Origin of the sequence: Morganella psychrotolerans (assembly GCF_965118875.1) — a bacterium.
GTDB classification, from domain to species: domain Bacteria; phylum Pseudomonadota; class Gammaproteobacteria; order Enterobacterales; family Enterobacteriaceae; genus Morganella; species Morganella psychrotolerans_C.
In genome coordinates this window covers 102,799-129,157 of the sequence record NZ_CBCPJD010000001.1, presented here as the reverse complement: position 1 = coordinate 129,157, position 26,359 = coordinate 102,799, and the positions used below count along the sequence as shown (strand labels likewise).

The 26,359-nt window shown below is 49.1% G+C and carries 22 protein-coding genes; 9 read left to right on the top strand and 13 right to left on the bottom strand.

What is annotated here, in order from left to right; translation table 11 throughout:
* Nucleotides 1-27: 27 nt before the first annotated feature.
* Nucleotides 28-3,096, bottom strand: coding sequence for a D-2-hydroxyglutarate dehydrogenase YdiJ (gene ydiJ, locus ACMHKJ_RS00570; RefSeq protein WP_413491552.1), 3,069 nt, complete (start codon nucleotides 3,094-3,096; stop codon nucleotides 28-30).
* Between the two features lie 208 nt (nucleotides 3,097-3,304).
* Between ydiJ and ydiK the strand changes: the two genes are divergently transcribed.
* Complete coding sequence (gene ydiK, locus ACMHKJ_RS00565) at nucleotides 3,305-4,420, top strand: AI-2E family transporter YdiK (RefSeq protein WP_413491551.1); 1,116 nt, start codon at nucleotides 3,305-3,307, stop codon at nucleotides 4,418-4,420.
* A gap of 483 nt (nucleotides 4,421-4,903) precedes the next feature.
* On the opposite strand, the gene ppsA is transcribed toward ydiK, so the two are convergent.
* Nucleotides 4,904-7,282 carry a phosphoenolpyruvate synthase gene (gene ppsA / locus ACMHKJ_RS00560; protein WP_413491550.1) on the bottom strand — a complete coding sequence of 793 codons (2,379 nt, stop codon included), beginning with the start codon at nucleotides 7,280-7,282 and terminating at the stop codon, nucleotides 4,904-4,906.
* Nucleotides 7,283-7,501: 219 nt separating this feature from the next.
* Here ppsA and ppsR point away from each other — a divergent pair, with 219 nt between their 5' ends.
* The 7 genes from ppsR (at nucleotide 7,502) to ACMHKJ_RS00525 (ending at nucleotide 13,852) form a co-directional block, all read left to right on the top strand.
* A complete protein-coding gene (gene ppsR, locus ACMHKJ_RS00555) occupies nucleotides 7,502-8,365 on the top strand; it encodes a posphoenolpyruvate synthetase regulatory kinase/phosphorylase PpsR (protein WP_413491549.1) in 864 nt (287 codons plus the stop codon).
* A 183-nt stretch (nucleotides 8,366-8,548) separates the two neighbouring features.
* Nucleotides 8,549-9,598, top strand: a complete 1,050-nt coding sequence (locus tag ACMHKJ_RS00550) for a 3-deoxy-7-phosphoheptulonate synthase (protein ID WP_413491548.1) — start codon at nucleotides 8,549-8,551, stop codon at nucleotides 9,596-9,598.
* A 208-nt stretch (nucleotides 9,599-9,806) separates the two neighbouring features.
* The gene (gene hemP, locus ACMHKJ_RS00545; protein WP_413491547.1) at nucleotides 9,807-10,001 is read left to right on the top strand and encodes a hemin uptake protein HemP; all 195 of its coding nucleotides are present in this window, start codon (nucleotides 9,807-9,809) and stop codon (nucleotides 9,999-10,001) included.
* Between the two features lie 165 nt (nucleotides 10,002-10,166).
* Complete coding sequence (locus ACMHKJ_RS00540) at nucleotides 10,167-11,246, top strand: hemin-degrading factor (protein ID WP_413491546.1); 1,080 nt, start codon at nucleotides 10,167-10,169, stop codon at nucleotides 11,244-11,246.
* The gene (locus ACMHKJ_RS00535; RefSeq protein WP_413491545.1) at nucleotides 11,243-12,070 is read left to right on the top strand and encodes a heme/hemin ABC transporter substrate-binding protein; all 828 of its coding nucleotides are present in this window, start codon (nucleotides 11,243-11,245) and stop codon (nucleotides 12,068-12,070) included. The genes ACMHKJ_RS00540 and ACMHKJ_RS00535 overlap by 4 nt, the downstream gene beginning before the upstream one ends.
* The gene (locus ACMHKJ_RS00530; RefSeq protein WP_413491544.1) at nucleotides 12,067-13,059 is read left to right on the top strand and encodes a FecCD family ABC transporter permease; all 993 of its coding nucleotides are present in this window, start codon (nucleotides 12,067-12,069) and stop codon (nucleotides 13,057-13,059) included. Before ACMHKJ_RS00535 ends, ACMHKJ_RS00530 begins: the two co-directional genes overlap by 4 nt.
* A 1-nt stretch (nucleotide 13,060) precedes the next feature.
* The gene (locus tag ACMHKJ_RS00525; protein ID WP_413491543.1) at nucleotides 13,061-13,852 is read left to right on the top strand and encodes a heme ABC transporter ATP-binding protein; all 792 of its coding nucleotides are present in this window, start codon (nucleotides 13,061-13,063) and stop codon (nucleotides 13,850-13,852) included.
* 3 nt (nucleotides 13,853-13,855) lie between these two features.
* Here ACMHKJ_RS00525 and ACMHKJ_RS00520 read toward each other — a convergent pair whose 3' ends face one another.
* Nucleotides 13,856-14,485, bottom strand: a complete 630-nt coding sequence (locus ACMHKJ_RS00520) for a hypothetical protein (RefSeq protein WP_413491542.1) — start codon at nucleotides 14,483-14,485, stop codon at nucleotides 13,856-13,858.
* Nucleotides 14,486-14,725: 240 nt separating this feature from the next.
* Between ACMHKJ_RS00520 and ACMHKJ_RS00515 the strand changes: the two genes are divergently transcribed.
* Nucleotides 14,726-15,094 carry a helix-turn-helix domain-containing protein gene (locus tag ACMHKJ_RS00515; RefSeq protein ID WP_413491541.1) on the top strand — a complete coding sequence of 123 codons (369 nt, stop codon included), beginning with the start codon at nucleotides 14,726-14,728 and terminating at the stop codon, nucleotides 15,092-15,094.
* A 49-nt stretch (nucleotides 15,095-15,143) separates the two neighbouring features.
* Here ACMHKJ_RS00515 and ACMHKJ_RS00510 read toward each other — a convergent pair whose 3' ends face one another.
* The 10 genes from ACMHKJ_RS00510 to arnB all read right to left on the bottom strand — a co-directional run bounded on the left by ACMHKJ_RS00510 (nucleotide 15,144) and on the right by arnB (nucleotide 26,261).
* On the bottom strand, nucleotides 15,144-16,160 hold the full coding sequence (locus tag ACMHKJ_RS00510; protein ID WP_413491540.1) for a lipoate--protein ligase A: 1,017 nt from the start codon (nucleotides 16,158-16,160) through the stop codon (nucleotides 15,144-15,146).
* Between the two features lie 87 nt (nucleotides 16,161-16,247).
* Complete coding sequence (locus ACMHKJ_RS00505) at nucleotides 16,248-16,733, bottom strand: C40 family peptidase (protein WP_413491539.1); 486 nt, start codon at nucleotides 16,731-16,733, stop codon at nucleotides 16,248-16,250.
* A 152-nt stretch (nucleotides 16,734-16,885) separates the two neighbouring features.
* A complete protein-coding gene (gene arnT / locus ACMHKJ_RS00500) occupies nucleotides 16,886-18,583 on the bottom strand; it encodes a lipid IV(A) 4-amino-4-deoxy-L-arabinosyltransferase (protein WP_413491538.1) in 1,698 nt (565 codons plus the stop codon).
* A gap of 235 nt (nucleotides 18,584-18,818) precedes the next feature.
* The gene (gene arnF, locus ACMHKJ_RS00495; protein WP_413491537.1) at nucleotides 18,819-19,223 is read right to left on the bottom strand and encodes a 4-amino-4-deoxy-L-arabinose-phosphoundecaprenol flippase subunit ArnF; all 405 of its coding nucleotides are present in this window, start codon (nucleotides 19,221-19,223) and stop codon (nucleotides 18,819-18,821) included.
* Nucleotides 19,223-19,570 (bottom strand): 4-amino-4-deoxy-L-arabinose-phosphoundecaprenol flippase subunit ArnE, encoded by a 348-nt coding sequence (gene arnE, locus ACMHKJ_RS00490; RefSeq protein WP_413491536.1) that lies wholly within the window; start codon nucleotides 19,568-19,570, stop codon nucleotides 19,223-19,225. Before arnE ends, arnF begins: the two co-directional genes overlap by 1 nt.
* 9 nt (nucleotides 19,571-19,579) lie before the next feature.
* On the bottom strand, nucleotides 19,580-21,241 hold the full coding sequence (gene arnT, locus ACMHKJ_RS00485) for a lipid IV(A) 4-amino-4-deoxy-L-arabinosyltransferase (RefSeq protein WP_413491535.1): 1,662 nt from the start codon (nucleotides 21,239-21,241) through the stop codon (nucleotides 19,580-19,582).
* A 6-nt stretch (nucleotides 21,242-21,247) separates the two neighbouring features.
* On the bottom strand, nucleotides 21,248-22,141 hold the full coding sequence (gene arnD, locus ACMHKJ_RS00480; protein WP_413491534.1) for a 4-deoxy-4-formamido-L-arabinose-phosphoundecaprenol deformylase: 894 nt from the start codon (nucleotides 22,139-22,141) through the stop codon (nucleotides 21,248-21,250).
* Nucleotides 22,141-24,126 carry a bifunctional UDP-4-amino-4-deoxy-L-arabinose formyltransferase/UDP-glucuronic acid oxidase ArnA gene (gene arnA, locus ACMHKJ_RS00475; protein ID WP_413491533.1) on the bottom strand — a complete coding sequence of 662 codons (1,986 nt, stop codon included), beginning with the start codon at nucleotides 24,124-24,126 and terminating at the stop codon, nucleotides 22,141-22,143. The genes arnD and arnA overlap by 1 nt, the downstream gene beginning before the upstream one ends.
* On the bottom strand, nucleotides 24,126-25,115 hold the full coding sequence (arnC, locus tag ACMHKJ_RS00470; protein ID WP_413491532.1) for an undecaprenyl-phosphate 4-deoxy-4-formamido-L-arabinose transferase: 990 nt from the start codon (nucleotides 25,113-25,115) through the stop codon (nucleotides 24,126-24,128). Before arnC ends, arnA begins: the two co-directional genes overlap by 1 nt.
* Nucleotides 25,116-26,261 (bottom strand): UDP-4-amino-4-deoxy-L-arabinose aminotransferase, encoded by a 1,146-nt coding sequence (gene arnB / locus ACMHKJ_RS00465; protein WP_413491531.1) that lies wholly within the window; start codon nucleotides 26,259-26,261, stop codon nucleotides 25,116-25,118.
* Nucleotides 26,262-26,359 lie beyond the last annotated feature (98 nt).

The following is a 26,359-nucleotide window of genomic DNA, read 5'->3' as shown; positions in this document are numbered from 1 at the left end:
TGTTTGTCCGGTTTCAGGATACCAGCTTCAGGACACCAGTGTCAGCAGTGCCTGCAACGGATGCAGCATCACTTTTCCTTCCATCCGCTTTACCTGACTGCGGCAGGAGTACCCGGTGGTGAGGCAGCGCTCTGATACCAGTGTCTGATACGGCTGCGCCCAGGAGAGCTGATAAATCCCTTTTGAGCGTTCCAGATTCGGCATTTCATGTCCGTAAGTCCCCGCCATACCGCAACAGCCGACACTGACCGGTTGCAGCGACGCGCCGAAACGGCTGAAAATCACCTTCCAGGCATTGACGCTGTCCGGCAATGCTGTCGATTCAGTACAGTGACTGAATAAATACCAGGGACGGCTATCTGTTGCCACTGCGACGTCAGGGAGCTGATCTGCATATTCAGTCAGCCACTCATGCACCAGCATCACGCGGAATAACTGCTTCTCCGGAGACAATACCGTTTTATATTCATCGCGGTAACACAGCACCAGCGCAGGATCAACGCCCACCATCGGGCAGCCGAGGCGCGCCACACGATTGAGAAAATCAGCCGTCCGGGTTGCGGTACGGGCAAAACGGGCGAGAAATCCTTTAATATGCTGCGCTTTGCCGTTCGGGCTGAACGGCAACAATACCGGATGAAAACCAAATTTTTCTGCCAGTGCGGCAAAGTCAGCCACCACTTTGGCATCAAAATAACTGGTGAAAGGGTCTTGTACGATAAAGAGATAACGCCCCGCCTGCCGCTCACCTTCACTCATGCTTTCCAGTACTTCGAGAGTGACGGATGTAGCTTTGCTGCCCGCAAGCTGTTGTTTCAGTGACGGCGCAGACAGCAGCGGCAGGTCTGTCATGCCGACTGTTTTTTCACTGAGCGTCTGCACCCAGGCTTGTTTCAGGAAAAAGTTAAATACGCGGGGTGCTTTTGCCATCAGCGGCGCACCGCTTTCAACATTGGCAACCAGATGGTCGCGCAGCGGACGCAGATAGCGCCCGTGATACAGCGCCAGGAAACGGGCGCGGAATTCCGGCACATCTATTTTAATCGGGCATTGTGTTGAACAGGCTTTACACGCCAGACAACCAGACATGGACTCTTTCACTTCGTGGGAGAAATCATATTCTCCCCGCGACGCCCTCCATGTATGCCGGGTTTTCTCTATCAGCCCGCGCAGAGAGAGACGGCTTTGCGGGACAGATCCCGTTAACAGCGCCGGGCAGGTTCCCTGCTCTGTCAGCAGACGCAGCCACTCTCTCACCAGAGTGGCGCGCCCTTTCGGGGAATGAAAGCGGGATTGTGTCACTTTCATGGACGGACACATCGGGCTTTTCACATCAAAATTAAAGCATAATCCGTTACCGTTGCAATTTATTGCCCCGGCAAATGCATTTCGCACATCTATTGGTATAGTTCGGTCATAGGTGCCGCGTTTTACCGCATCCACCTGCACCAACGGTGCATCACTGTCTGATGGCGTACAAATTTTGCCGGGATTGAGCCGGTTTTCCGGGTCAAATGCGCCTTTTATCCGGCGCAGCTCTCTATAAAGTGTGTCACCGAAAAATGCCTCGCCATATTGCGCGCGAAAGCCCCTGCCGTGCTCGCCCCACAGCAATCCGCCATATTTTGCCGTCAGTCCCACAATCTCATCGGAAATCTGTTTCATCAGCACTTCCTGCTCCGGCGAGCACATATCCAGTGCCGGACGGACATGCAACACGCCGGCATCCACATGCCCGAACATGCCGTATTCAAGGTGATGGCTGTCCAGCAAGGCGCGGAATTCGGTAATATAGTCGGCCAGATACTCCGGCGGTACACAGGTATCTTCCGCAAACGGGATCGGTTTTGCCGCGCCTTTACTGTTACCCAGTAATCCCACCGCTTTTTTACGCATTGCATAAATACGCTCAATGCCGGTCAGATCCTGACAGACCTGATAGCCAATCACCCCCGCTTCATTATTTGCCATCAATCCGCCAAGGCGCTCACAAAGGGCGGCAACCTGCCCGTCAATAAGCGCAACGTCATCGCCGCAAAATTCAACAATATTCAGCCCGAGCATGATTTTATCCGGAACATCCGTAACCAGTTCACTGACGGAATGCCAGACAATATCTTCCCGCGCCAGGTTCAGCACTTTTGAGTCCACGGTTTCCACAGAAAGTGCCTGCGCCGCCACCATAAACGGAGCATTGCGCAATGCGGAGTCAAAGGCATCATATTTGACATTCACCAGACGGCGTACAGCCGGCAATGGCGTGATGTTCAGTTTTGCTTCTGCGATAACCGCCAGTGTTCCTTCCGATCCGGTCAGAATGCGGGTTAAATCAAATGTCTGTAAATCATCACTGAAGACATGGCGCAGGTCATACCCGGTAAGAAAGCGGTTCAGTTTCGGAAAGCTGTCCAGAATTAACTGCCGGTTTGCTTTGCAACTATCCAGTGTGGTGCGATACAACTGCCCGGTCACACTATCCTCTTCTGCATACGCCCGCGCCACACTGACCGGAACCGGTTGCGTATCCAGCAATTCGCCGTTGATCAGTACCGAACGCAGCCCCAGCACATGATTGGACGTTTTGCCGTACACCAGCGAGCCCTGCCCGGACGCATCAGTATTAATCATGCCGCCCAGAGTGGCACGGTTTGATGTGGAAAGTTCCGGGGCAAAAAAGTAACCATACGGCTTCAGGTAGGCATTCAGCTGATCTTTAATCACCCCTGCTTCAACGCGCACCCAACCCTGCTCCGGGTTAATTTCAAGGATACGGTTCATATAACGGGATAAATCGATCACCACACCGCTGTTCAGTGACTGACCATTGGTGCCGGTTCCGCCGCCGCGCGGGGTAAACTGAACCGAGCGGAATTCATCCTGCGAAGCAATACGCATGATTAAAATCACATCCGCCACTGAGCGCGGAAACACAATCGCCTGCGGCAGAAGCTGATAAATACTGTTGTCCGTGGCGAGCGTCAGACGCTCACCATAACGGGTTGTGGTATCACCGGTAAATCCGCTTTCGTTCAGGGCGATGATATACCGTCCGGTTTCCGGGCTTACCTGCGGAGATTGCGTTAATCGAGGGATCATTATCTGCGGCTCTTTATCATAAATGGTCACATTGCGAATTCGACAGTATAATTATGTTGTTAACACGCCATTCTGATGCATAATTCAGGCGTGAATATTCACCTTAACACACAATGTATTCATTTTGTGCGCTCCCTGAAATAACGCAATATTCGCGCTACTTTATTAGGAACATACAGCTTTTTCATTTACAAAGGGAAACTTATCTGTGGAAAAATCGCAGCCTGGTTATGACTTACCTAAATTAATATTCGCCATTGGCGCGATATCAATTCTCATTATTATTAGTTTCTGGGTATTAAGCCCGTTTATTTTAGGCTTCGTCTGGGCAGGTATGATTGTCATTGCAACCTGGCCGGTCTTTAAGCGGATCCAGCGCCGCGTCCGCAACAGCCGCTGGATTGCCGCCTGCATTATGGTTATCCTGATTATTCTTTTATTCGTCTTCCCGCTGGCGTTACTGATTAACAGCATTGTTGAAAATAGTGAGCCACTGATGCGCTGGGTAAAATCACCGGGACAACTGACCCTGCCGGAACTGTACTGGCTGGATTCTGTCCCGGTTATCGGACCTAAACTGTTTGCCAACTGGTCCTCTCTTGTTGCCAGCGGCGGCAATGCCATGATGGCAAAAGTGCAGCCTTACCTTGGTCAGGGTGCAGCCTGGTTCCTGACACAATTGCTGAGTGCCGGTAAGTTTCTGTTCCATCTGGTGATTATGCTGATGTTCAGCGGTCTGTTATATCTTCAGGGAGAAGAGACAGTGCGCGGGTTCCGCCATTTTGCCATCCGTCTTGCCGGGATGCGCGGTGATGCGGCTGTACTGCTGGCGGCAATGTCTGTCCGTGCTGTCGCACTCGGCGTCGTGGTTACCGCGCTGACTCAGGCTATTATCGGCGGTATCGGACTGGGACTTGCCGGCGTGCCTTTTGCCGCTATCCTGACGGTGCTGATTTTTATCTGTTGCGTGGCGCAACTCGGCCCGCTGCTTATCATGGTTCCGTCCATTATTTTCCTGTTCTGGACCGGTGATACCACATGGGCAATTATTATGATTATCTGGGCCGGTGCGGTAGCCACAATGGACGGCGTGCTGCGCCCGTTCCTGATAAAAATGGGAGCCGACCTGCCGATGGTACTGATCCTGACCGGTGTTATCGGCGGGATGTTATCCCTCGGGATGATCGGACTCTTTATCGGCCCTGTGGTGCTGGCCGTTTCCTATACCTTACTGAAGGCCTGGATGAATGATGTGCCACGTCCGTCCGATGATTTAACCGAGGTCAGAGCGTATATGGAAGAACAACTCTCAGAAAAAAAATAAGTTTTTAATCAAAGGTGCAGAAATGCACCTTTGTTATATTTAATTAATTATTCAATTAAGTTTCATAACTAACATTAATAATTTGAAATATTAATATACATTGAGATACAGGGTCAGTACTTATTCTAAATACAGACAGACGTTGTGAATATATTTCACTTATCTTACAATTAGTAAATTATATATTGAGACAATTCTTAATGCAGGAATATCTTAATTATTTTAATATATCCGTCATCAAGTAACGAATTAAAAGGTTCCGTTATTCATTAAAACGGTATCTTCTGAATACAAAATATTGCTGTGTGTAGTCTTTGCCTGTCAGCCCATGATAGGCTTTTTTTTGCCTGTAATTCCGGTATTCTTATTTGGTTTTAGTTTGGTTTCAGTTTGATTCATGTAAAAAAACACATCTGTTGCAATATTTGATTATAAAAAAAAGCCCGAATTAATTCGGGCTTCTGAGCATTTTAAATGATGCTATTAATTATTTTCTGCTAATGCAACCCAGGTTTTCACAACAGTATCCGGATTAAGCGATACACTGTCGATCCCCTCTTCCAGCAACCATTGCGCAAAATCCTGATGATCTGACGGGCCCTGCCCACAGATCCCCACATATTTGTTATGTGATTTTGCCGCCCTGATAGCCATAGATAACAGTGCTTTCACAGCATCATTACGTTCATCAAAGAGTTCAGACACCACACCGGAATCGCGATCCAGCCCCAGTGTCAGTTGCGTCATGTCGTTTGAACCGATAGAGAAGCCGTCAAAGAACTCAAGGAACTGGTCAGCCAGCAGAGCATTCGACGGGATTTCACACATCATAATCAGGCGAAGACCATTCTCGCCGCGTTTCAGACCACGTGCTTCCAGTTCCTTCACAACCGCTTCTGCCTGAGCAACAGTACGGACAAACGGGATCATCACTTCCACGTTAGTCAGATCCATCTCATTACGCACGCGTTTTACCGCTTCACACTCCAGCGCAAAACAGTCACGGAAGCTGTCATGAACATAACGACCGGCACCACGGAAGCCCAGCATCGGGTTCTCTTCATCCGGCTCGTAGATATCCCCGCCAACCAGGTTTGCATATTCATTGGATTTAAAATCAGACAGACGCACAATCACTTTCTTCGGATAGAATGCCGCTGCAAGTGTCGCGATCCCTTCTGTCAGACGACCGATATAAAACTCAACCGGATCATCATATCCCGCCATCATACTGCGAATTTCTGCCTGTAATTCAGGGGTTTGTTTATCAAACTCCAGCAGTGCACGCGGATGCACGCCAATCATACGGTTGATAATAAACTCCAGGCGGGCAAGACCCACACCTTCATTCGGCAGACAGGCAAAATCAAATGCACGGTCAGGGTTACCGACGTTCATCATGATTTTTGTGCCCACTTCCGGCATTTTATCTATTTCAGACGCGTGGATAGCAAAATCCAGTTCTCCGCTGTAGACATAACCGGTGTCCCCTTCAGCACAGGAGACAGTAACGGCCTGACCTTCTTTCAGCAGTTCGGTGGCATCACCACAACCGACAACAGCCGGAATACCCAGTTCACGGGCAATAATCGCCGCATGACAGGTGCGCCCGCCACGATTGGTCACAATCGCCGCCGCTTTTTTCATGATAGGTTCCCAGTCAGGATCCGTCATGTCAGTGACTAACACATCACCGGGCTGAATTCTGTCCATCTGGCTGAGGTCATGAATAACTTTAACCTTACCGGCACCGATACGATGACCGATAGCACGGCCTTCCACCAGCACATCACTCTGACCGTTCAGCTGATAACGTTCCATTACCTGTTGGTTGGAACGTACTGTTTCCGGACGCGCCTGAACGATATATAACTTACCGTTGTTCCCGTCTTTCGCCCATTCTATATCCATCGGACGGCCGTAGTGCTTCTCGATCGTCACCGCTTGTCTTGCCAGCTCTTCGGTTTCACTGTCTGTCAGTGAGAAGCGCCTGCATTTCTCAGCCGCAACATCTTCGATACGGACCTGTTTGCCGTGACTTTTATCATCGGCATACACCATCTGAATCTTTTTCGATCCCATTGTGCGGCGCACAATAGCGGGACGACCTTTTTCCAGGGTTGGTTTATGGACATAAAACTCATCCGGGTTAACCGCACCCTGAACCACCATTTCACCCAGCCCGTAAGCGGAGGTAATAAAGACAACCTGATCAAAACCGGATTCGGTATCGATAGTAAACATCACACCCGATGACGCAAGATCTGAACGCACCATACGCTGAATACCCGCAGACAGTGCAACACCGCGGTGATCATAGCCCTGGTGAACACGATATGAAATCGCGCGGTCATTAAACAGTGAGGCAAAAACGTGCTTGATTGCCACCATAATGGCATCCATACCCTGCACGTTTAAAAAGGTTTCCTGCTGTCCGGCAAATGAGGCATCCGGCATATCTTCGGCGGTGGCAGATGAACGCACCGCAAATGTCGCCCCTTTTTCCCCTTCAGACAGTTGCTCATAAGCCTGACGAATGTCATCTTCAAACGCGGCGGAGAACGGGGTATCAATCACCCATCCGCGGATTTGAGCACCCGCTTTCGCCAGTTGATTCACATCATCAACATCCGTTTTATCCAGCAATTCATAGATACGCTGGTTAACACCACTTTGCTCGAGAAAGTCATTAAAGGCCTGTGCCGTGGTGGCAAAACCATTGGGAACAGACACACCTAACCCGGAAAGATTGGTTATCATTTCCCCTAAAGACGCATTTTTACCACCGACACGGGGTACGTCATTCATACCTAACTGGTTATACCAAAGTACATTACACGGAGTCTGACCATTGTTGGACATTGCAAGCAATCCTTTTAACATTCAAAAGAAGGTAAAGTCGGAAATACAGCGCTCTGTTGAGCATCAGAAACAGATTATCACAATGTTCAGGTGAATATAGACAGGTGAATCGATCAACCCGATTACAATATTTTTTTATCCTTTATAATCAGGTTTGAATTTATTTGTGCCGTTGCTCCGGATTATCGATTCAGCAAAAAACATAGGAAAATAAATAACATGTCTATCACAACCGGCTCATCTTCTGATACACAAAATAAAGAGACACGGAGTGTTTTCTTTATTTCTGACGGAACAGCCATTACGGCGGAAGTATTAGGTCATGCCGTGCTGTCACAGTTCCCGATTGATATCATCGCGTATACGTTGCCGTTTGTGGCAACCGTTGACCGCGCATTGGAAATCAGACAAAAAATTGATACCATTTATGACACTACCGGGTTACGCCCGCTGGTGTTCTACTCCATAATTTGTCAGGATGTCCGCGAGGCGATCACCGCCAGTAAAGGCTGTTGCCAGGATATAGTGCAAACACTGGTCGCGCCGATACAAAAAGAGATTCAGATGGACCCGCAGCCGATTTTTAACCGGACGCACGGATTATCCAAACGCAATCTGAGCCAGTACGATGCCCGCATCGCTGCGATTGATTTTGCGCTGGCGCATGATGACGGCGTGTCTCTGCGCAATATGGATCAGGCGCAGGTAATTTTGCTCGGCGTTTCCCGCTGCGGTAAAACACCGACCAGCCTCTATCTCGCGATGCAGTTTGGTATTCAGGCGGCGAACTATCCGTTTACCGCCGATGATATGGATAACCTTCAGTTACCGGCAGCACTCAAACCGCATAACCATAAATTATTCGGATTAACTATCGATCCTGAACGCCTTTCTGCTATCCGTGAAGAGCGCCGCGAAAACAGCCGCTATGCGTCTATCCGCCAGTGCCGTATGGAACTCGCCGAAGTGGAAGCCCTGTACCGCAAACATAAAATCAGCTACCTCAACACCACCAATTACTCTGTTGAGGAAATTTCCACCAAAATTATTGACTCATTAGGCTTAAACCGCCGCATGTTTTAATGTCGTGGTTTCAGATGCAACGGGTCAGAAGAACAGGCCGGCGGAAACGGTTAAGTGGATCACAACTCAGCGTGATCCACTTTGTGAAATTCCGTCTTGTAATCATCCTGATTTCGTTTATTGTGATCAGTATCACTGTGGTTACACACAGCAACAGACCGATTTCAGAGACAGTATTTACTTATGGAAAAAACGGATGAATTGCGCACACGGGCGGTAGATAAGCTGATCACCCCGTCAGCGCTGGCCGGAGAGTTCCCGGTCACCGACACAATAAATAAAAATGTGACAACGTCACGTACCCGAATTGAACGCATTCTTACCGGTGATGACCCGCGTTTACTGGTTATTATCGGCCCCTGCTCCGTTCATGACACCATCGCCGCGCTGGATTATGCACAGCGCCTGAGTGAATTGCTGCCAAAATACCAGTCCCGGCTGGAAATTGTCATGCGCACCTACTTTGAAAAACCCCGCACTGTTATCGGCTGGAAAGGCTTAATCTCTGATCCGCACCTGGATAACTCCTGCCGGGTCAATGACGGGATCCGCCTGGCACGCAAACTGCTTATTGATGTTAATGCGCTGAATGTTCCGACCGCCACCGAGTTTCTCGATATGGTCACCGGGCAATATATCGCAGACCTTATCAGCTGGGGCGCTATCGGCGCACGCACGACAGAAAGCCAGATCCACCGGGAAATGGCCTCCGCGCTCTCCTGCCCGGTGGGCTTTAAAAACGGCACCGACGGCAATATTAAAATTGCCATTGATGCTATCCGCGCCGCACAGGCCGGACACATGTTTTTATCCCCTGATAAAGAGGGGCAGATGACGATTTACCAGACTCAGGGAAATCCGTTCGGTCACATTATTATGCGTGGGGGTAAAACGCCTAACTACGCCGCAGGCGATATCGCCTGTGCCTGTGACCAGCTCCGCCAGTTTGATTTGCCGGAACACCTGATCATTGATTTCAGCCATGGCAACTGCCAGAAAATTCACCGCCGTCAGTTAGATGTCGCCCGTGATGTATCACAGCAGATTAAAGATGGCTCCCGCGCGATTGCCGGTGTGATGGCAGAGAGTTTTATTCAGGAAGGCACACAGAAGCTTGTCAACAACAAGGCACCGGTTTACGGACAATCAATAACGGACCCATGCCTGAGCTGGGCTGATACCGTGACACTGCTGGATATCCTGGCGGATGCCGCTGATGCCCGTTTTGCCTGAGCCGTTCCGGGCTGCTACAAAAAAAACAGGATGCCCCGGGCATCCTGTTTTTTATTCATCATCCGCAGTTATCATTCAGCCGTAATAAAGTTGAGATCCCGCTCGCTTTTTTTACCAAAGTCCGCACCACAGATAAAAATCACTTGAACTCATCCTCTTCCCTGTTAATACTATTTGCGAATGATAATTGATATCAAATAAAATAATTATGGCAGAAAGTAATTCTGACGCTAAGAAATTAAGCGTTACGGGGCACGACCATCCGGCAACACGGAAAAACAGCATTGCGGTGATCAGCAGCCGGGTACTCCTGGGTCCGCAAAAACGCATTATTATTCAGCATCAGAACGAGGAATATCATCTCCGTCAGACAAAAAACGGAAAACTGATCCTGACAAAGTAATACCTCTGCAAGCCACCCACTCCTTCCGGGCAGCCAGCTGACTTTATTGTGTGACACTCATACACAGAGTTTGCATCTGCTGCTGCGGCTTTTCGCACCATGATGTTCACTCCGAAACAACATATATATCAATCCATGTTGATATAAAAACAGTAAGGATCTGCCATGCACAGTGAACAGCTCACCCGTTATCTTGCCCTGAAAGAACAGGGAACCGTTATCCACGCCCGCGACATTGCCACACTCATGGGTATATCAGAAGCAGAACTGGCACATTGCCGCACCGGTTTTGACACACACCGGCTGACACCTGATATCCCGGCAATCTTCCCGGCACTTGCCGCCGCCGGAGAATTAAAGGGGCTGACGCGCAACAACTATGCCGTTCATGAACATCTCGGCACCTATGAAAATGCCCGATTTGGTGAGCATGCCTGCCTGCTGCTCAAACCTTACGGGCTGGATTTGCGGTTTTTCCTGTCGCAGTGGAAAACGGTGTTTGCTTTTGAAGAAAAAACAGCACACGGTCTGCGCCACAGCATCCAGTTTTTTGATAGTCATGGTGACGCCGTTCATAAAATTTATACTACACCCGCCACAAATATGAACGTCTGGCACCAGGTAACTGAACAATTCCTTACCACCGATAACCCGTCTCTCTCTCCGGAACCACTGCCGGTTTCCGCTCACCCGACACTGACACCTGAACAACAGGAAAAATTTACCCGCGACTGGCAGAAAATGACGGATGTTCATCAGTTTTTTATTTTGCTGAAAAAATTCAATATCAGCCGGTTACAGGCATTCCGGTATGCCGGCAACACACTGGCTCAGCGCGTGGATAATAATGCACTATCCCGCATACTGACTCTTTGTTCGGCACAACAGAATGAGATTATGGTGTTTGTCGCCAACCGGGGCTGTGTGCAGATTTTTACCGGTTCCGTTGCCCGTACAGAACCTTATCTAAGCCCGCAGAACGAACAGCGCTGGCTCAATATTTTCAATCCTGGCTTTACCCTTCATCTGGTCGAGTCAGCCATTGCGGAATCATGGGTAACCCGTAAACCCACAAAAGATGGCATTGTCACCAGTCTGGAGCTGTTTGATGCAGAGGGTCAGCAGATTGCTCAGTTGTTCGGACAACGTACTGAAGGTGAGCCGGAACAGGAAGTGTGGCGGACACAGATAAACGTCCTGTTGGCTGAACTGTCAGACACACCGGATGATGAGGCCGCCGCATGAGATCTCTCCTTCTGCTTATTCTGTTATTTACCTGTTCTTCCGCGTTAAGCGAACATCGCCGCATAATCACTCTCGGCGGTGATGTGACAGAGATTGTTTTCGCACTCGGTGCCGGAGACCGGGTTATCGCCCGCGATACGACCAGTGAACACCCGCCGGAAGTGAAGCAACTGCCGGATGTCGGTTATTTTCGCCTTCTGAATACCGAGGGACTGCTTTCATTACAGCCATCACTGGTTCTCGCCAGCGAACTGGCTTATCCCTCCGCGGTCCTGAAGCAGGTAAGTGCTGCCGGCGTATCCGTGATAACAATCAGTGCCACACCAGGTCTGAGTGCGATCACCACAAAAATCAGTCAGATTGCCGATGCACTGGCATTGCAAACCGAGGCCGAACCTCTCATTGAAAAAATACGTAATCAACTTGATGCCGTTAAACAAACCCCCTTACCGGTAAAAGTACTGTTCCTGCTCAATCACAGCGGAACCGCACCATTGGCAGCGGGTCAGAACACTGCCGCAGACGGCATTATCCGCGCAGCCGGTGGACAAAATGCTGTCACCACATTTCAGCGCTACCGTCCGCTGTCTGCTGAAGGCATGATATCCGCACAGCCGGATCTTATTGTGGTCACCCGCAGCGGACTGCTTTCACCGGACAACACAGAGGCATTGTGGCAACTTCCCGGGCTGGCTCAGACACCTGCCGGACAGCAGAAAAGAGTTCTGGTCGTTGATGACATGGGCTTTCTTGGTTTCGGATTACAGACACCCGCTACATTGCAGCAGTTGCGCCGGGCGATGGAGGTGACAGCCTCACGATGAACCAGCAATCCCGTTACCGGCTGCGCGGCGCTTTTCTGTTATTTTTGCTGCTGTCCATGACCTTTACTGCCATGAATACCGGTGGGTTACCGGTTTCATTACATACTTTTCTGCGGGGAGAGATAACCCCGCAGCTCTGGCAAATCTGGCTTTCTGTCCGCCTGCCACGCGTTGTACTGGCAATATTAACCGGTGCTGCACTGGCAACCGCCGGGGTACTGCTGCAAGGACTGTTCCGTAATCCGCTGGCTGACCCCGGTTTGTTAGGCATAAGCAGTGGTGCCGCAGTAATGGTGGCTCTCGGTATTATTTTTATTGCACCACATCTGTCCGGTTATACCGCTATGTATCTGCCGGTTTTTATGGCTTTCGCCGGCGCACTCTGTGTTACCGGCTTTATCTTTATGCTCAACCGGCAGCGGCAGCCCCTGCTCAGGCTGCTGCTGTGCGGTATTGCCATCAATGCTATCGGTATGTCATTTGTCGGGATGCTTAATTACATAAGTGATGATCAACAACTGCGCCAGTTTTCTCTCTGGATGACGGGTGCCACCGGACATATCAGTTGGTCATTGCTGTTGCCCGCATTAATAATGTCAATACCCGTCTTTTATATCGCCCTGCGGTTGTCGCGTTCACTGGATCTTATCCAGCTTGGTGAAGAAGAGGCGCATTATGCCGGTATTAATACCCGGCAGACACAACGGCGGGTATTGCTGCTCAGTGCTTTCCTGGCAGGTATTGCGGTTGCCCTGTGCGGTGTAATTGGTTTTATCGGACTGGTTATCCCTCACCTGATGCGGATGATGTTTGGTTATCATCACTATCTGCTGCTGCTCACCTCGGCGATTGGCGGTGCGCTGCTGCTTCTGTTGTCAGACACACTTGCGCGGACACTGGTGATGCCGGCTGAAATCCCTGTCGGGCTGTTGACAGGGTTGCTGGGTGCGCCTTACTTTCTGTGGCTGATTTTTTCGGTGAAAGAATAATATGTGTGAAAATACGGATGACCTTTCTGCCCCGCTGCTCACTGCACGTAATATCAGTTTTACCTGCGGGAAACGCTATCTTATCCGGGATATTTCATTAACACTGAACTGCGGAGAAATGACCGCGATTATCGGGCCGAATGGTGCCGGAAAATCGACACTGCTGCGGTTACTCAGCGGCTATCATACCGCTGATACCGGGCAGATTACTCTCCGGAATAAACCATTACAGGCATGGTCAGCTGGCGCGCTGGCACACATCCGTGCCGTCATGACACAGCATACCCGGATTTCCGTCCCGTATCCGGTAAAGGATATCATTACCCTGGGATGTTTATCGCAGAAACCGCATGTATTAAAGAACGTAATCAAACTAACTGCCTGTGAGCCTTTACTGGCCCGGCGCTGGCATACGCTTTCCGGTGGTGAACAACAACGGGTCCATCTGGCGCGGGCACTGATGCAATTAGGTGATACATCACACAGAGCCTGTCTGCTTTTTCTGGATGAGCCCACCGCCGCACTGGATCTCTATCACCAGCAATCGCTGCTGCGGATGCTGAAACAGCAGACAACAAACAGCCCGCTGGCTGTCTGCTGCATTCTGCATGATCTGAACCTGGCATCGCTCTATGCAGACCGTATTATTTTGCTGCATAACGGCACTATTGCCGCACAGGGTAAGCCGGAGGAAGTACTGAACACCCCGTTGCTTACAGCGGTTTATAAAGCCGCACTGGTGACGGACAAACATCCGGTCACCGGCAAGCCCGGAGTATTCCTTAATCCTTAAATTTTAGTCCGCACCGGTATTTTTTGCCGGAGCGTCCGGCGGCCGGTAAAAAATAACGGCAGAAAGCAGGCAGAGAGTATACCCGAGCAGTTCACAGCCTTCTTCTGCCAGGTTCTTTGCCAGCCGGTTAAAATCATCACCCATCATACTGCGCCATAATATCCCCATGCCAAACAACCGGGAAAAGACCAGAACAATAAGTAAACCGGTCACCATCATGCCGTAGCTGCGGTGAGAAACAAATTGGTACAACCCGCCGGTTGCTGTGCGGGGATGCAGCAATGCATACAATACTGCTGCTGCAGCCAGCGGTGCCGCAAACCAGAACCATGCACCATGAGCAATATAATCAAATAACTGATCCAACTCTCTGATTAACATGCAGGCAAATAATCCTGCCACCAGGAAAAAACCGGCGCGGTACTCCGGCTCACGGATACCTTTGCGGGCAAATAAGACAACAACCACCAATAACATTATCTCAGCAACTATCTCTGTCACTGAGTCTTCCCCTAAATCGTTCTTCAGAACAAGGATATCGATAAAAAGTAAACTGGTACTGGCTGCCATGATCAGTGCCAATAAAAAAAAGCGCCCCATCGCGCTAAAAAGGAAACGAAATTGTTGTGACATAACTATCCTGAATTTTATTTGTAATTGGCAGATTCTATCGATTTAAGAATTTATTTTGGTAACATTTGGTGCTATCTGCTAGGAATTCAGCGATTGGTTTTGCCTATTGTTCTGATAATGAGAATCAGTCATGAAAGGCACGATTTGCCTACACATTTCTTGGAAAATTCATAAAATAGGATTAAATAAGATATATCGATAACCAAAATTTATTTTGTAAGCCCGCTTTGGGAGGCAAACATGTCAGAGAGCGTAGTGAACGACATCATCAAATGGCTGGAAACCCAGTTACAGCGTAATGAAGGGATTAAAATCGATACTATTGCGGATAAAAGTGGTTATTCAAAATGGCATCTTCAGCGTATTTTTAAAGATATTAAAGGATGCACGTTAGGCGAGTACGTCCGAAAACGCCGCTTGCTGGAAGCAGCGAAGTCCCTGCGTGACAACAATATGTCAATTCTGGATATCGCATTACAGTATGGTTTCAGCTCACAGGCAACATTTACCCGGATCTTTAAAAAGCATTTCAATACTACGCCGGCAAAATTCCGGGATAATGGTCAGTTGCCGGAAACGAAACGTTTTATGGATTGCAGCGCATTCTGAAAGACTGAAAATATCCCCGTCCACTACTGAGCGACAAACGGGGATATTTTTATTGCAGTTCTGTTTTCAGCCAATCATTTAACTGCTGTAATTCATCCGTCATATGCGGATAACGAGCCGATAATCCCGGCAGAATGTCACTGACAGCATCTGAGCTGTACCGCACAGCGGTCAGTAATGCCGCGAATTCCTCTAACGGTGCGGGGTCAAGACTGTCCGTAAAAAGCTGAGCACGGGTAATGATGCCGCGTTCCACATCAAAATGCAGCTCAATTCCGCCCCACTTAAAGCGGGTATCCAGTAAGTGACTGAACGCCGGGGCATTACCGAAATTCCATTCCCAACTGCTTTGTTTCGCAAATGTTTCCGCGAAACCGGGTAAGTCCGGCAGTGACTGCGGGGAAATTAGTTCGGCCTCCGCTTTTTCACCGTAATAACCAAAAAATGCCGCTTTAATGGCATCGCATACCTGGTCATGGTCGATACCGGGTAATATTTCAGCCAGATTGGTCACACGCGAACGAACTGATGTAATACCTTTTGCCTGTAATTTTTTCGGATCCGGATTCAGATAATCAGCCAGTCTGCTCAGATCGGCATTAATTAATACCGTGCCATGATGAAAACCACGATCTTTTGTCTCGCGATACGCTGAACCGGAAATTTTCCGTTCCCCGTCAGCAGTTTCAACCACTAAATCGTTACGCCCGGATGCAGAGACTGAAATACCCAGCCGGGATAATCCGTCCAGAATAATATTGGTGGAAACCGTTTTATCATATTCCGGTTTTCCCGCCATAAAGGTAAAATTGGTATTACCTAGATCATGAAATACAGCACCACCGCCACTGCTGCGCCGGGCTAATTTAATGTTATCAGCATCCATTTTACGGGTATTGCACTCTTTCCACGGATTTTGCGCCCGTCCGATAACCACGGTGTCATTATTGCGCCATAGAAAAAGAACACGCTGATCCGCAGGCATTTGCCGGAAAATACACTCTTCAACAGCAAGGTTAAACCACGGATCATAAGAATCAGAAATAAAAAGACGAAGTGACGTCATGTTGTCTCCCGGAAAAATAAGCTGTCATTACGATAGCATATTTACCCCGGTGATTTTGGCATTACGTGGAGTATGAAGTGAGATAAATTACAACCTGCGCGCCTGCCAGAATACTTTTTGCCAGTAAACATTATCAAGGCTCGAACGCATAACACCTTTACTGGTGGATGCATGAATAAATGCGCGGTCTGAATCGTAAATACCCACATGCAGTCCATTTTCACCACTACCGGTTTTAAAGAAAACCAGGTCGCCGGGCTGAAGATCATCAACATCAATACGGGTACCGTATGTTGTCTGTGCTTTCGTTGTCCGGGGCAATGAAATAGCGAAGCGATCAAAGAAGGTCCGGTAAACAAAACCCGAGCAATCGACACCGTTTAAATCCATTCCGCCATAATGATAAGGTGTGCCATGCCATTGTGATAATTGCTCACGTAATTGGGCAATAACCATTATCGGGTCAGATAATTCAGTTTTAACAGGCGGTGCGTGATATTTACGCGGGGATGATGAGCAGCCGACGACCACTAATACACAGATAAAAAGCAGACCACGGCACAACATTTTCATATTCTCATTCCCATATGTAAACTGACTTTCAACCCGCATTACTTTATTGATATCAGCGGGTGAAAGTCAATCTTTCATATATTTTATACCCAACGTCATTCAGGATGCAGGTTCGTTGTCTGCAGTTTGAATGAATAAGGGTATACAGGTAATTAAGGTATTTTCCGGTAATACAGTAACATCAGGTTATCGTCCGTAATGACTTTATCTGCGGGCACAACATCATTTTCATCGATTCCGTGACGATCGCGTAATATCAGCGACACATCACCTGTTTTACGGGCGTCGGCCAGCCAGGACTCAAAATCATTATGAGAAATAAATTTTGTTTTTGCATCCGGATAGCGGTCACTTAACCCGTATTTCAGTTCGCCGGTCCGGTCAAACTGATAAATATCGCTACGTTGTAATTCCCAGGCCACGGCGGTTCCGACACCAACGCTGTTAACCAGGATATAACGGGACGATTTCAGTATATCTATATTATTCTGAATAAATATTTGTGGCAGATTCGCCCGCTCTGTCCGGTTTGGTAATATTGAACCCGCACATAAACTGATGGCAAGGGTACAAAATGCCGCCAACATCCAGTAACGGCATCCGTTGATCAGTGTCAGAACAGAAACAGCTATCCAGAAAATAAAAACACTAATCGCGATAATAAATTTTCCGCGTTCGTCCGCAGAATAGACCAGGGTATTTTCCAGGTTATTGATCACCAGTAAACTGGTAATGGCGCAGCAGCCGAAAATAATATTCACCCACGCATTAATTTTAAATACGGCTACCGACTGTTTTTTTATCAGTGTATGAATATAGGCCGCCATCAGTAATGTCAGGGGGGCTATCACCGGCAAAATATAGGTCAGTAACTTTCCTTTCGCGATACTGAAAAATAAAAACGGCAATACTGTCCAGCAAAGCAGGAAAAACAGGGGTTTATTTTCATGGCGTTGCTGCCAGCCCTGCTTTAATGCCCCGAATAAAAATCCACCCCAGGGTAAAACCCCGGCAAATAAAATCGGCACAAAAAACCAGAACGGTGACAGATTTTGTGCATTCTCACTCATAAAACGCTGAATATGCTCAACAACGACAAAGTAGCGCCAAAAATCCGGCTCAGCCCGGTACACTGCCAGCGCCCACGGCAATACAATAAGTCCGGCAGCTACAATACCCATCCAGCAATAACAGAGCATTGTTTTGAAGCGCCGGTAAAAAATATGAATAGGGATCAGTGCAATTACCGGCAGAACAAGCGCAAGGAACCCTTTGGTCATCAGCGCCATACCACATGCCAGTCCGAATGTTATCCAGTATCCTGACAGCGACCTGCGTGATTGTGCAACAATCAGACCGTAACTCAGGTAGATAACCAGCGTTACCCACATCGTCAGGATAGGATCCAGCGTACTGTATGTTCCCAGCGAAAATACCAGCAGCATACTGACATAGAGCAGTGCACCGGTGCGGGCGATAGCTTTATCGCTCCACATTTTTACAGCCAGCCGGTAAACCAGCAGTGTGCTGACCATAGTTGAAAACAGGACACCGAAACGCACAGCAAACTGAGTATGGCCAAACAACATCTGACTGAGATTATTAACCCAATAACCGGCAACCGGTTTTTCAAAATAACGGACATCCAGCAAATGCGGTACAATCCAGTTACCGCTGCTCAGCATTTCCCGGCTGATTTCCGCATAACGGGTTTCATCAGGCTGCCATAAAAACCTGAATTCCAAAGGCAGGAAATAGGTAATAATAACAAATAATAAAAATAAGCCAGTCCACATTACGGCTGAAGGATAACCGACTGACGGCACTGATTTACGGTAATTCACATCCACAACAACCTCCGGCAGACAAACTGGTTAATGGCGTTACACATGCATAACGTTCCGGTAACGCACAAATAAGACCTGCACCGCGAATAATAATTCACAGTGTCGTAAAGTATTTTTGTTATAAAGGAAAAAAACCGGAGGAAAATTAATTCTGACTTAACGATAATGATATCTTAATAAAGCCGTGGTCGGCCGGTTAACATAAAGGATGCGGGAGAATTGTAATAACGTGTTTTTATTACAGAGGCTTATCTTTTGCTGTTTTATCTTTGCTATGGATGAGCCAGACGCCGGAAAGGATAAAAATAATCCCGGTACTTTTTATCAGGGAAATACCTTCATTGAACCAGGGAAGAAATGCCGCCAGAAGATAAACAAAAACATAACTCAGGCTGATGAGCGGATAGGCTTTATTCAGGGGCAGATCCCGCAGGGCAAACAGCCAGCAGGCCATTGAGAGTACGTACCCCGTAAGCCCGGCAAATACGATGGCAAACGGCTGCCATTGGGATAACAGCCAGCGGAACTCCAGCCACTGCGCACTCAGCGCAATATCAGGCAGTTGCATCACACCCAGTTTGAGCAGCAGTTGCGCCGCCGTGACAAACAGCACACTGCCGATAACCCAGAGATAGCCCCGCATCAGTGCCCCGCTCCCATCAGAATAACGCCGGTGACAATCGCTGCCACACCGCACCAGTGCTTACGGGTAACGCGCTCACCATACAAAAATTGTGCAACCAGTGTGACCACCACAAAGTTAATACTCAGCATCGGATAGGCAATATTCAGCGGCATCACCTGTAACAGTTTCAGCCACAGCAACATACCCAGCCCGAGCAGGAAAACAGCAAATATCAGCCAGTACAGACCTTTACGCTTTGCATTTTCCTGCGCAGACTGCCAGACATCCACAGCCTGCTTCTGGCAAATCTGACCGCCGCAGGTAAGGAAACTGACAATGATTAACAAGATGATTTGCCCGGTCACTGTCACACCTTATTTCTGTTTATCATAAATATAGAGTGTCAGACGACTGTTCTCCACCCGCTTGTCGGCAGGCGGCAGTTTGGCATCATAGGTATTATTTTTATCCGTCACCAGCAGTGCGACCTGCCCTTTTTTGCGTGTTTCTGCAAGCCATTGCGCAAAGGTATCCGCGTTCAGCAGGCGATACTGACTGTCCGGGTATTGCAGACCATAGGTCAGTTCACCTGAGTTATTCAGCAGGTAAATATCACCCCGTTTCAGTTCCCAGGCAAGACCAGCCCCAATCCCGACACTGTTACTCACAATAAACGGACTTTGTTCCAGTTCTGTCATGTGCTGCCGGATAAAGGATTGTGGCAATTTTGATTCTACTGAATGATTCGGAATTGCGCTGCCGAACGTCAGGCTGATAACCAGAGAGCAGGATGCCGCCCACAGCCAGTGTTTTGCTTTGAGCAGATAGCAGAGATAGCCGATAATGCCCCAGATAGTGAACGCCACAATGCCGAGAACCACTTTTGACCATTCATCCGGCTGATAAATTGGTTTTTTTACCAGATAACTAGCCACTATCAGCCCGATAACAGCGACCGCACCAAAGGCAATGTTCAGTAATCCGTTTGCCTGTAAGGCTTTCATCCGGTGTTTGCGTACGCAGTCCACCCCGTATTTTGCGATCATGACCGCCAGCGGAGCCATCAGTGGCAGCATGTACGTCGGCAATTTACCTTTTGCAATGCTGAATAACAGAAATGGCGCAACAAACCAGCAGAACAGGAAAAACATCGGCGGATTATTACGCCGCTCTTTCCAGCCCTTGGATAATGCACCGGGCAGCAGAGCCAGCCACGGCAGGCAACCGGCAAGGATCACCGGCAGATAGTACCAGACAGGCGATGCGTGCTGGGCATCTTCCCCGGAGAAGCGTTGGAAATGCTCAACAACAATAAAATAGCGCCAGTAATCCGGCTCCTGCTGATGAATCGCTAATGCCCAGGGAAGGCTTATCAGCACCGCCGCAATAATCGCCAGTGGTCCGAATTTCAGTAATTCAAGAAAGCGCCGCTGATATAACATCACCGGCAACATGGCAACCACAGGTATCGCCAGCGCAAGAAAGCCTTTGGTCATGAAACCCATGCCACAGGCCACACCCACCAGAAGCCAGGAGGTTATCTGCATCCTCAGATTTTCGGCTTTCAGCGCACGGAAACTGAACGCCATCGAGGCTATTACCCACATGGCAAACATCGGGTCCAGCACACTGTATGTGCCGACACTGAAAACAAGGAACATGGAGATAAAAACAAGCGAGGCAACAAATGCAGTATGGCGGTTACGCCACATCCGCAGGGTCATCAGATACACCAGCAGGGTGCTGATAAGAATACTGAATACGGAACCGGCACGGACAGCAAAATTAGTATGACCAAAAATCATCTGGCTGATGTTGTTCACCCAGTAACCCGCCACCGGTTTTTCAAAATAACGCAGATCGAGTAAATTAGGGACGACCCAGTCACCCTGAACCAGCATTTCACGGCTGATTTCTGCATAGCGGGTTTCATCCGGATGCCAGAGCAAGCGATCATTGATCGGCAGAAGGTAGGTCAACACAAAAAAAAGAGCCAGTAAAAAGGCTCCGATTTTACTCGCCCGGTTATTCAGCATGTCATGCTATCCCTCTTGTTGGCAGCCCAGCCAGCCTTCGCGGCCGGGGAAATTGCCCCGCACCACTTTACCTGTCGGTAATGTTGATAAATCAGACGGTAGTAGTTCGCTCAGCGGACAAAACCGGATATTTTCCGCTGTTATCCGTGTCAGCAGCGCTTCAAACTGCGCGGCTTTGGACATACCTTCCACTTCTGTGTGGATGGTATAAACCGGAACGCCCTGATCCTGTCTGATAGCATTAAGAATAAAGTCATTAAAATCAGCATCTGCAACCTGCGTGCCGACGACTTCATCATAGGTGGGCAGTGTAACAGGAATTTGCACTGTTCCGGTAGTCCCGTCTGCGAGAAGCGGACGAAACGGATGTGTTCCGCGGCAATCACTGTTATACGCAAATCCGAACGCTTGTTTGGCTTCAATAACCCGCTCATCTGCACGCCAGCCCGCCACTGCCGAGCACAGTACCGGTTGCCCGGTCGCCTGCGACAGTGCATCGGTTCCGAGGCGGATTTGCTCTGTTATCTGCTCCGGTGACCAACGACCGATTTTAGCCTGCCAGCCCTGATGATCCCAGGCGTGCAGCCCGACTTCATGTCCGGCGTCCAGCGTTTGTTTCATCAGATAGCCGAGATCACGGGCGATTTTTTTACCCGGCCACGCTGTGCCTGCCAGTAAAATATCAAGACCGTAAAGTGAAGCGGCATTGGAGCGCAGCATTTTCCACAGAAATTTGGGACGCAAAAGGCGCCACAAGTGGCGCCCCATGTTATCCGGCCCGACGCTGAAGAAAAAACTGGCTTTAATATCGTGTTGTGCAAATACTTTCAGTAACTGCGGCACGCCTTCCAGTGTGCCGCGGTAAGTATCAACATCAACCCGCAGGCCGGTGTTCTTCATTACTCGTCGTTCTCCAGTTCTTCAAATGCACCGCGCAGGAAGAAGTCAAGTGTCTCTTCCACGGTCTGACGGGTATCGATAGTCGGTGTCCAGTTCAGTAAACGTTCTGCATTTTTAATGCTTGGTTTACGGTGCTCAACATCCTGATAGCCTTTACCGTAGTAAGTGCTGCTCTCGATTTTTTTGAAGCCGGCAAACGGCGGGAAGTTGCCGCGCAGCGGATGTTTTTCAAAGCAATCCAGCAGCATTTCTGCTAATTCACGGATGCTCGCTTCATTAACCGGGTTACCGATATTGATAATCTGACCATCACACTTGCCGTCACGGTTTTCGATAATACGGAACAGTGCTTCGATACCGTCATGGATATCGGTAAAGCAACGTTTCTGCTCACCACCGTCAACCAGTTTGATCGGCGAACCCTCAACCAGGTTCAGGATAAGCTGGGTAATAGCACGCGAGCTGCCGATACGCGCAGAGTTCAGGCTGTCAAGACGCGGCCCCATCCAGTTAAACGGACGGAACAGAGTAAATTTCAGTCCTTCTTTTGCGCCGTATGCCCAGATAACACGGTCAAGTAACTGTTTGGAAACAGAATAAATCCAGCGCTGTTTGTTGATAGGGCCGACGATCAGACGGGAGTTATCTTCATCAAACTCTTTGTCGTCACACATGCCGTACACTTCAGACGTGGACGGGAAAATAATCCGTTTGTTGTATTTCGCACAGTAACGGACAACTTTCAGGTTTTCTTCGAAATCCAGTTCGAATACACGCAGCGGATTGCGGGTATATTCGATTGGTGTGGCAATCGCCACCAGCGGCAGGATCACGTCACATTTTTTGATGTGATACTCAATCCACTCGGTGTGGATACTGACATCACCTTCAATAAAGTGGAAACGCGGATCCCCGATAAAGCGGTCAATGGCGGAGGCGCTGATATCCATACCATAGATATCATAGTTACCGTCTTCCAGCAGACGCTCAGTCAGGTGGTTACCGATAAATCCGTTAACACCCAGGATCAGGACACGTTTACGGCGGGAAACCTGTGCAGTGGCTTTCGGACCGACGCGGACATCAGTCACAATACCCATTTCAAGCGCCAGACGGGAGCCCTGAACATACAGACCTGACTCGCCCTGTCCGCTGACAATCTCCAGTGCGCCTTCGCCACAGGCGATAGTCAGTGGTTCGGTCGCAATAACCGTCCCCGGACGTTTGCCTTTGTTGTCAGTCAGCACACGGCTGCGCCAGATGACCATTTTGCGCTCACCCAGGAAGGTGAAGGCACCCGGGTACGGCTCAGTAACGGCGCGGACCAGGTTGTGGATTTGTGCAGCTGGTTTTTCCCATTCAATCAGACCATCGTCCGCACAACGCCGTCCGAAATAGCTTGCCTGAGATTCATCCTGAGCCGTTGCTTTATAAGAACCGGCTTCAATCAGCGGTAATGTTTTATTCAGCAGAATTTCAGCGGCTTCACGGACTTTGCCGTGAACAATCAGAGACGTATCGTTTTCACCGATAGTCACTTTTTCCTGCGCCACGATATCACCGGCATCGGCTTTTGTGACCATTTTGTGCAGTGTCACGCCTGTTTCGGTTTCGCCGTTCAGTACCGCCCAGTTGATAGGCGCGCGACCACGATATTTCGGTAACAGTGAACCATGCAGGTTAAATGCGCCTTTTGGTGCCAGATCCAGAATATCTTCGCTCAGCATGTCACGGTAATAGAAAGAGAAAATCACATCCGGTTTCAGTTCGCGGATACGCTCAACCCACAGCGGGTGATTAACATTTTCAGGGGCATAAACCGGCAATTCCATGTCTGCGCTGACGCGGGCAACCGATGAAAAGAAATGGTTTTCACCCGGATCGTCGGTATGAGTGAAGACAGCCTGAATATCATAGCCTGCTTTTTTCAGGGCTTTCAATCCGGCACAACCAATATCATGGTAGGCAAATACGATTGCTTTCATTAGTTTTTTTCCTGAGTTTCAGTTTCACGGGTCTCTTTCGCCGCAGCGCCGACCACTTTTTGAATAAAATACCGGGGACGTGCACGCACATCGTTATAGATCCGCCCGATGTATTCACCGAGCATTCCCATCGCGACAAATTGCGCGCCGATAAACATAAATAAGATAGCAAACAGGGTAAAGACCCCTTCTGCCGCCCACAATGAGCCGAAAGCTACCCGCAGGATAATCAATAACAGCGCCAGCAGAAAGCCGGAGGCAGCAATAATACTGCCCGCAATACTTAATAAGCGCAGCGGTGCGGTGGTCAGACAGGTCAGCAGGTCGTACATCAGATTGATCAGTTTCAGAAAACTGTATTTTGAATCACCAAATTCGCGCTCGGCGTGGGTGACATCAATTTCAATCGTTTTGCGGGCAAAGGTGTTTGCAAGAATAGGGATAAAGGTGCTGCGTTCGTGGCATTGCAACATAGCATCAATAATATGGCGGCGGTATGCACGCAGCATACAGCCGTAGTCGCCCATAGAGCTGCCGGTCGCAGAAATAATCATTTTATTGATCATTTTGGATGCTGTTTTGCGAAACCAGGAGTCCTGACGGTTAGCACGACGCGTACCGACCACGTCATAACCCTCTTCCGCCTTTTCGACCAGGCGCGGGATCTCTTCCGGCGGGTTCTGTAAATCCGCATCCATAGTGATCACCAGATCACCATCTGCCTGATTAAACCCCGCCATAATCGCGGAGTGCTGCCCGTAATTTCGGTTCAGCAACACAGCAACCACATGGTTTTCAGGGATTTCAGCCGCCTGTGTCAGCATTTCAGCTGAACGGTCACGGCTGCCGTCATCCACCAGCACGATTTCATACTGCTGAGTCAGTGACTGACACGCTTTGATAGTGCGCTCCAGTAACTGAGGAAGGCTTTCTTCCTCGTTATAAACCGGAATGACCACTGACACTTTTTTAATTTCGTTAAAAGACACTTATTTCTGCTCCGCAAGAATATCTCTGATTGCGTCTGTCACACGGATAACATCACTGTCCTGCATATCCGGGAAGAACGGCAGCGAACATAATGTCGCTGTATTCCACTCCGAATGGGGCAACGATAATGACGGATACCGTTCCCGGTAATATTTCTGGGTATGAGCGGCACGAAAATGAAGCCCAGTCCCTATATTGACCGCCTTTAACTGCTCCATGAAAGTATCACGGTCGATGCCGCATACCGCTTTATCCACACGGATCATCAGAAGATGATTCGCATGCAGATGCGGGTAATCCGGTACAGCCAGCAATTCCACCGGCAGCCCTTTCAGGGCTTCATGGTACAGTTTCGCTAACTGTGCACGGCGCGCGTTCAGTTCATCCATCCGGCTCAGCTGCACCACCGCAATGGCTGCATGAATATCGGACAGATTATATTTGAACCCCGGCTCAACAACTTCCGCCTGCGGTTTACGCCCCTGCATCTGACGGTCAAAAGCATCCACACCTAAGCCGTGGAATTTAAGACAACGGATACGCTGTGCAAGTTCATCGTTATCTGTAGCAATTAATCCGCCCTCTGCACAAGTGACGTTTTTGATAGCGTGAAAGGAAAAAACAGCCGTGCCTTTCTCACCAATCCACTCGTCTTTATAACGGGTGCCGACAGCGTGTGCCGCATCTTCCAGCAGGAAGATATTGTGTTCTGAGGCTATTGCGCGCAGCGCGTCCAGGTCACACGGGGCACCGGCGTAATGGACAGGAATAATTACTTTGGTTTTCGGCGTGATTGCAGCACGGACGGCATCAGGCTGAATCATCAGTGTGTCACGGTCGACATCAATCATGACCGGCACCGCACCCAACAACTCAATCATGTTGAGAGTGGACACCCAGGTCTGTGAAGGCGTAATCACTTCATCACCCGAACCCACACCAAGCGCCATCAGTGCAACATGCATACCCGCCGTTGCCGACGCCAGTGCAATGGCGTGTTTACACCCAAAACGCTGACAAAAATCGGTTTCCAGCTGATGATTTTGCGGGCCGGTGGTTATCCAGCCGGAGCGCAGCACCTTTTCAACAGCAGCTATTTCTGACTCCCCGATAGCGGGCCGGGAAAACGGAAGAAATTCAAGCATAAGTGCGCCCTAATAAGAAACAGAATTGGTGATTATATCCTGAATTGATTCAATTGACGTCCAACATCAACTCTGTGTTTAAACAATCCTTAATCTTT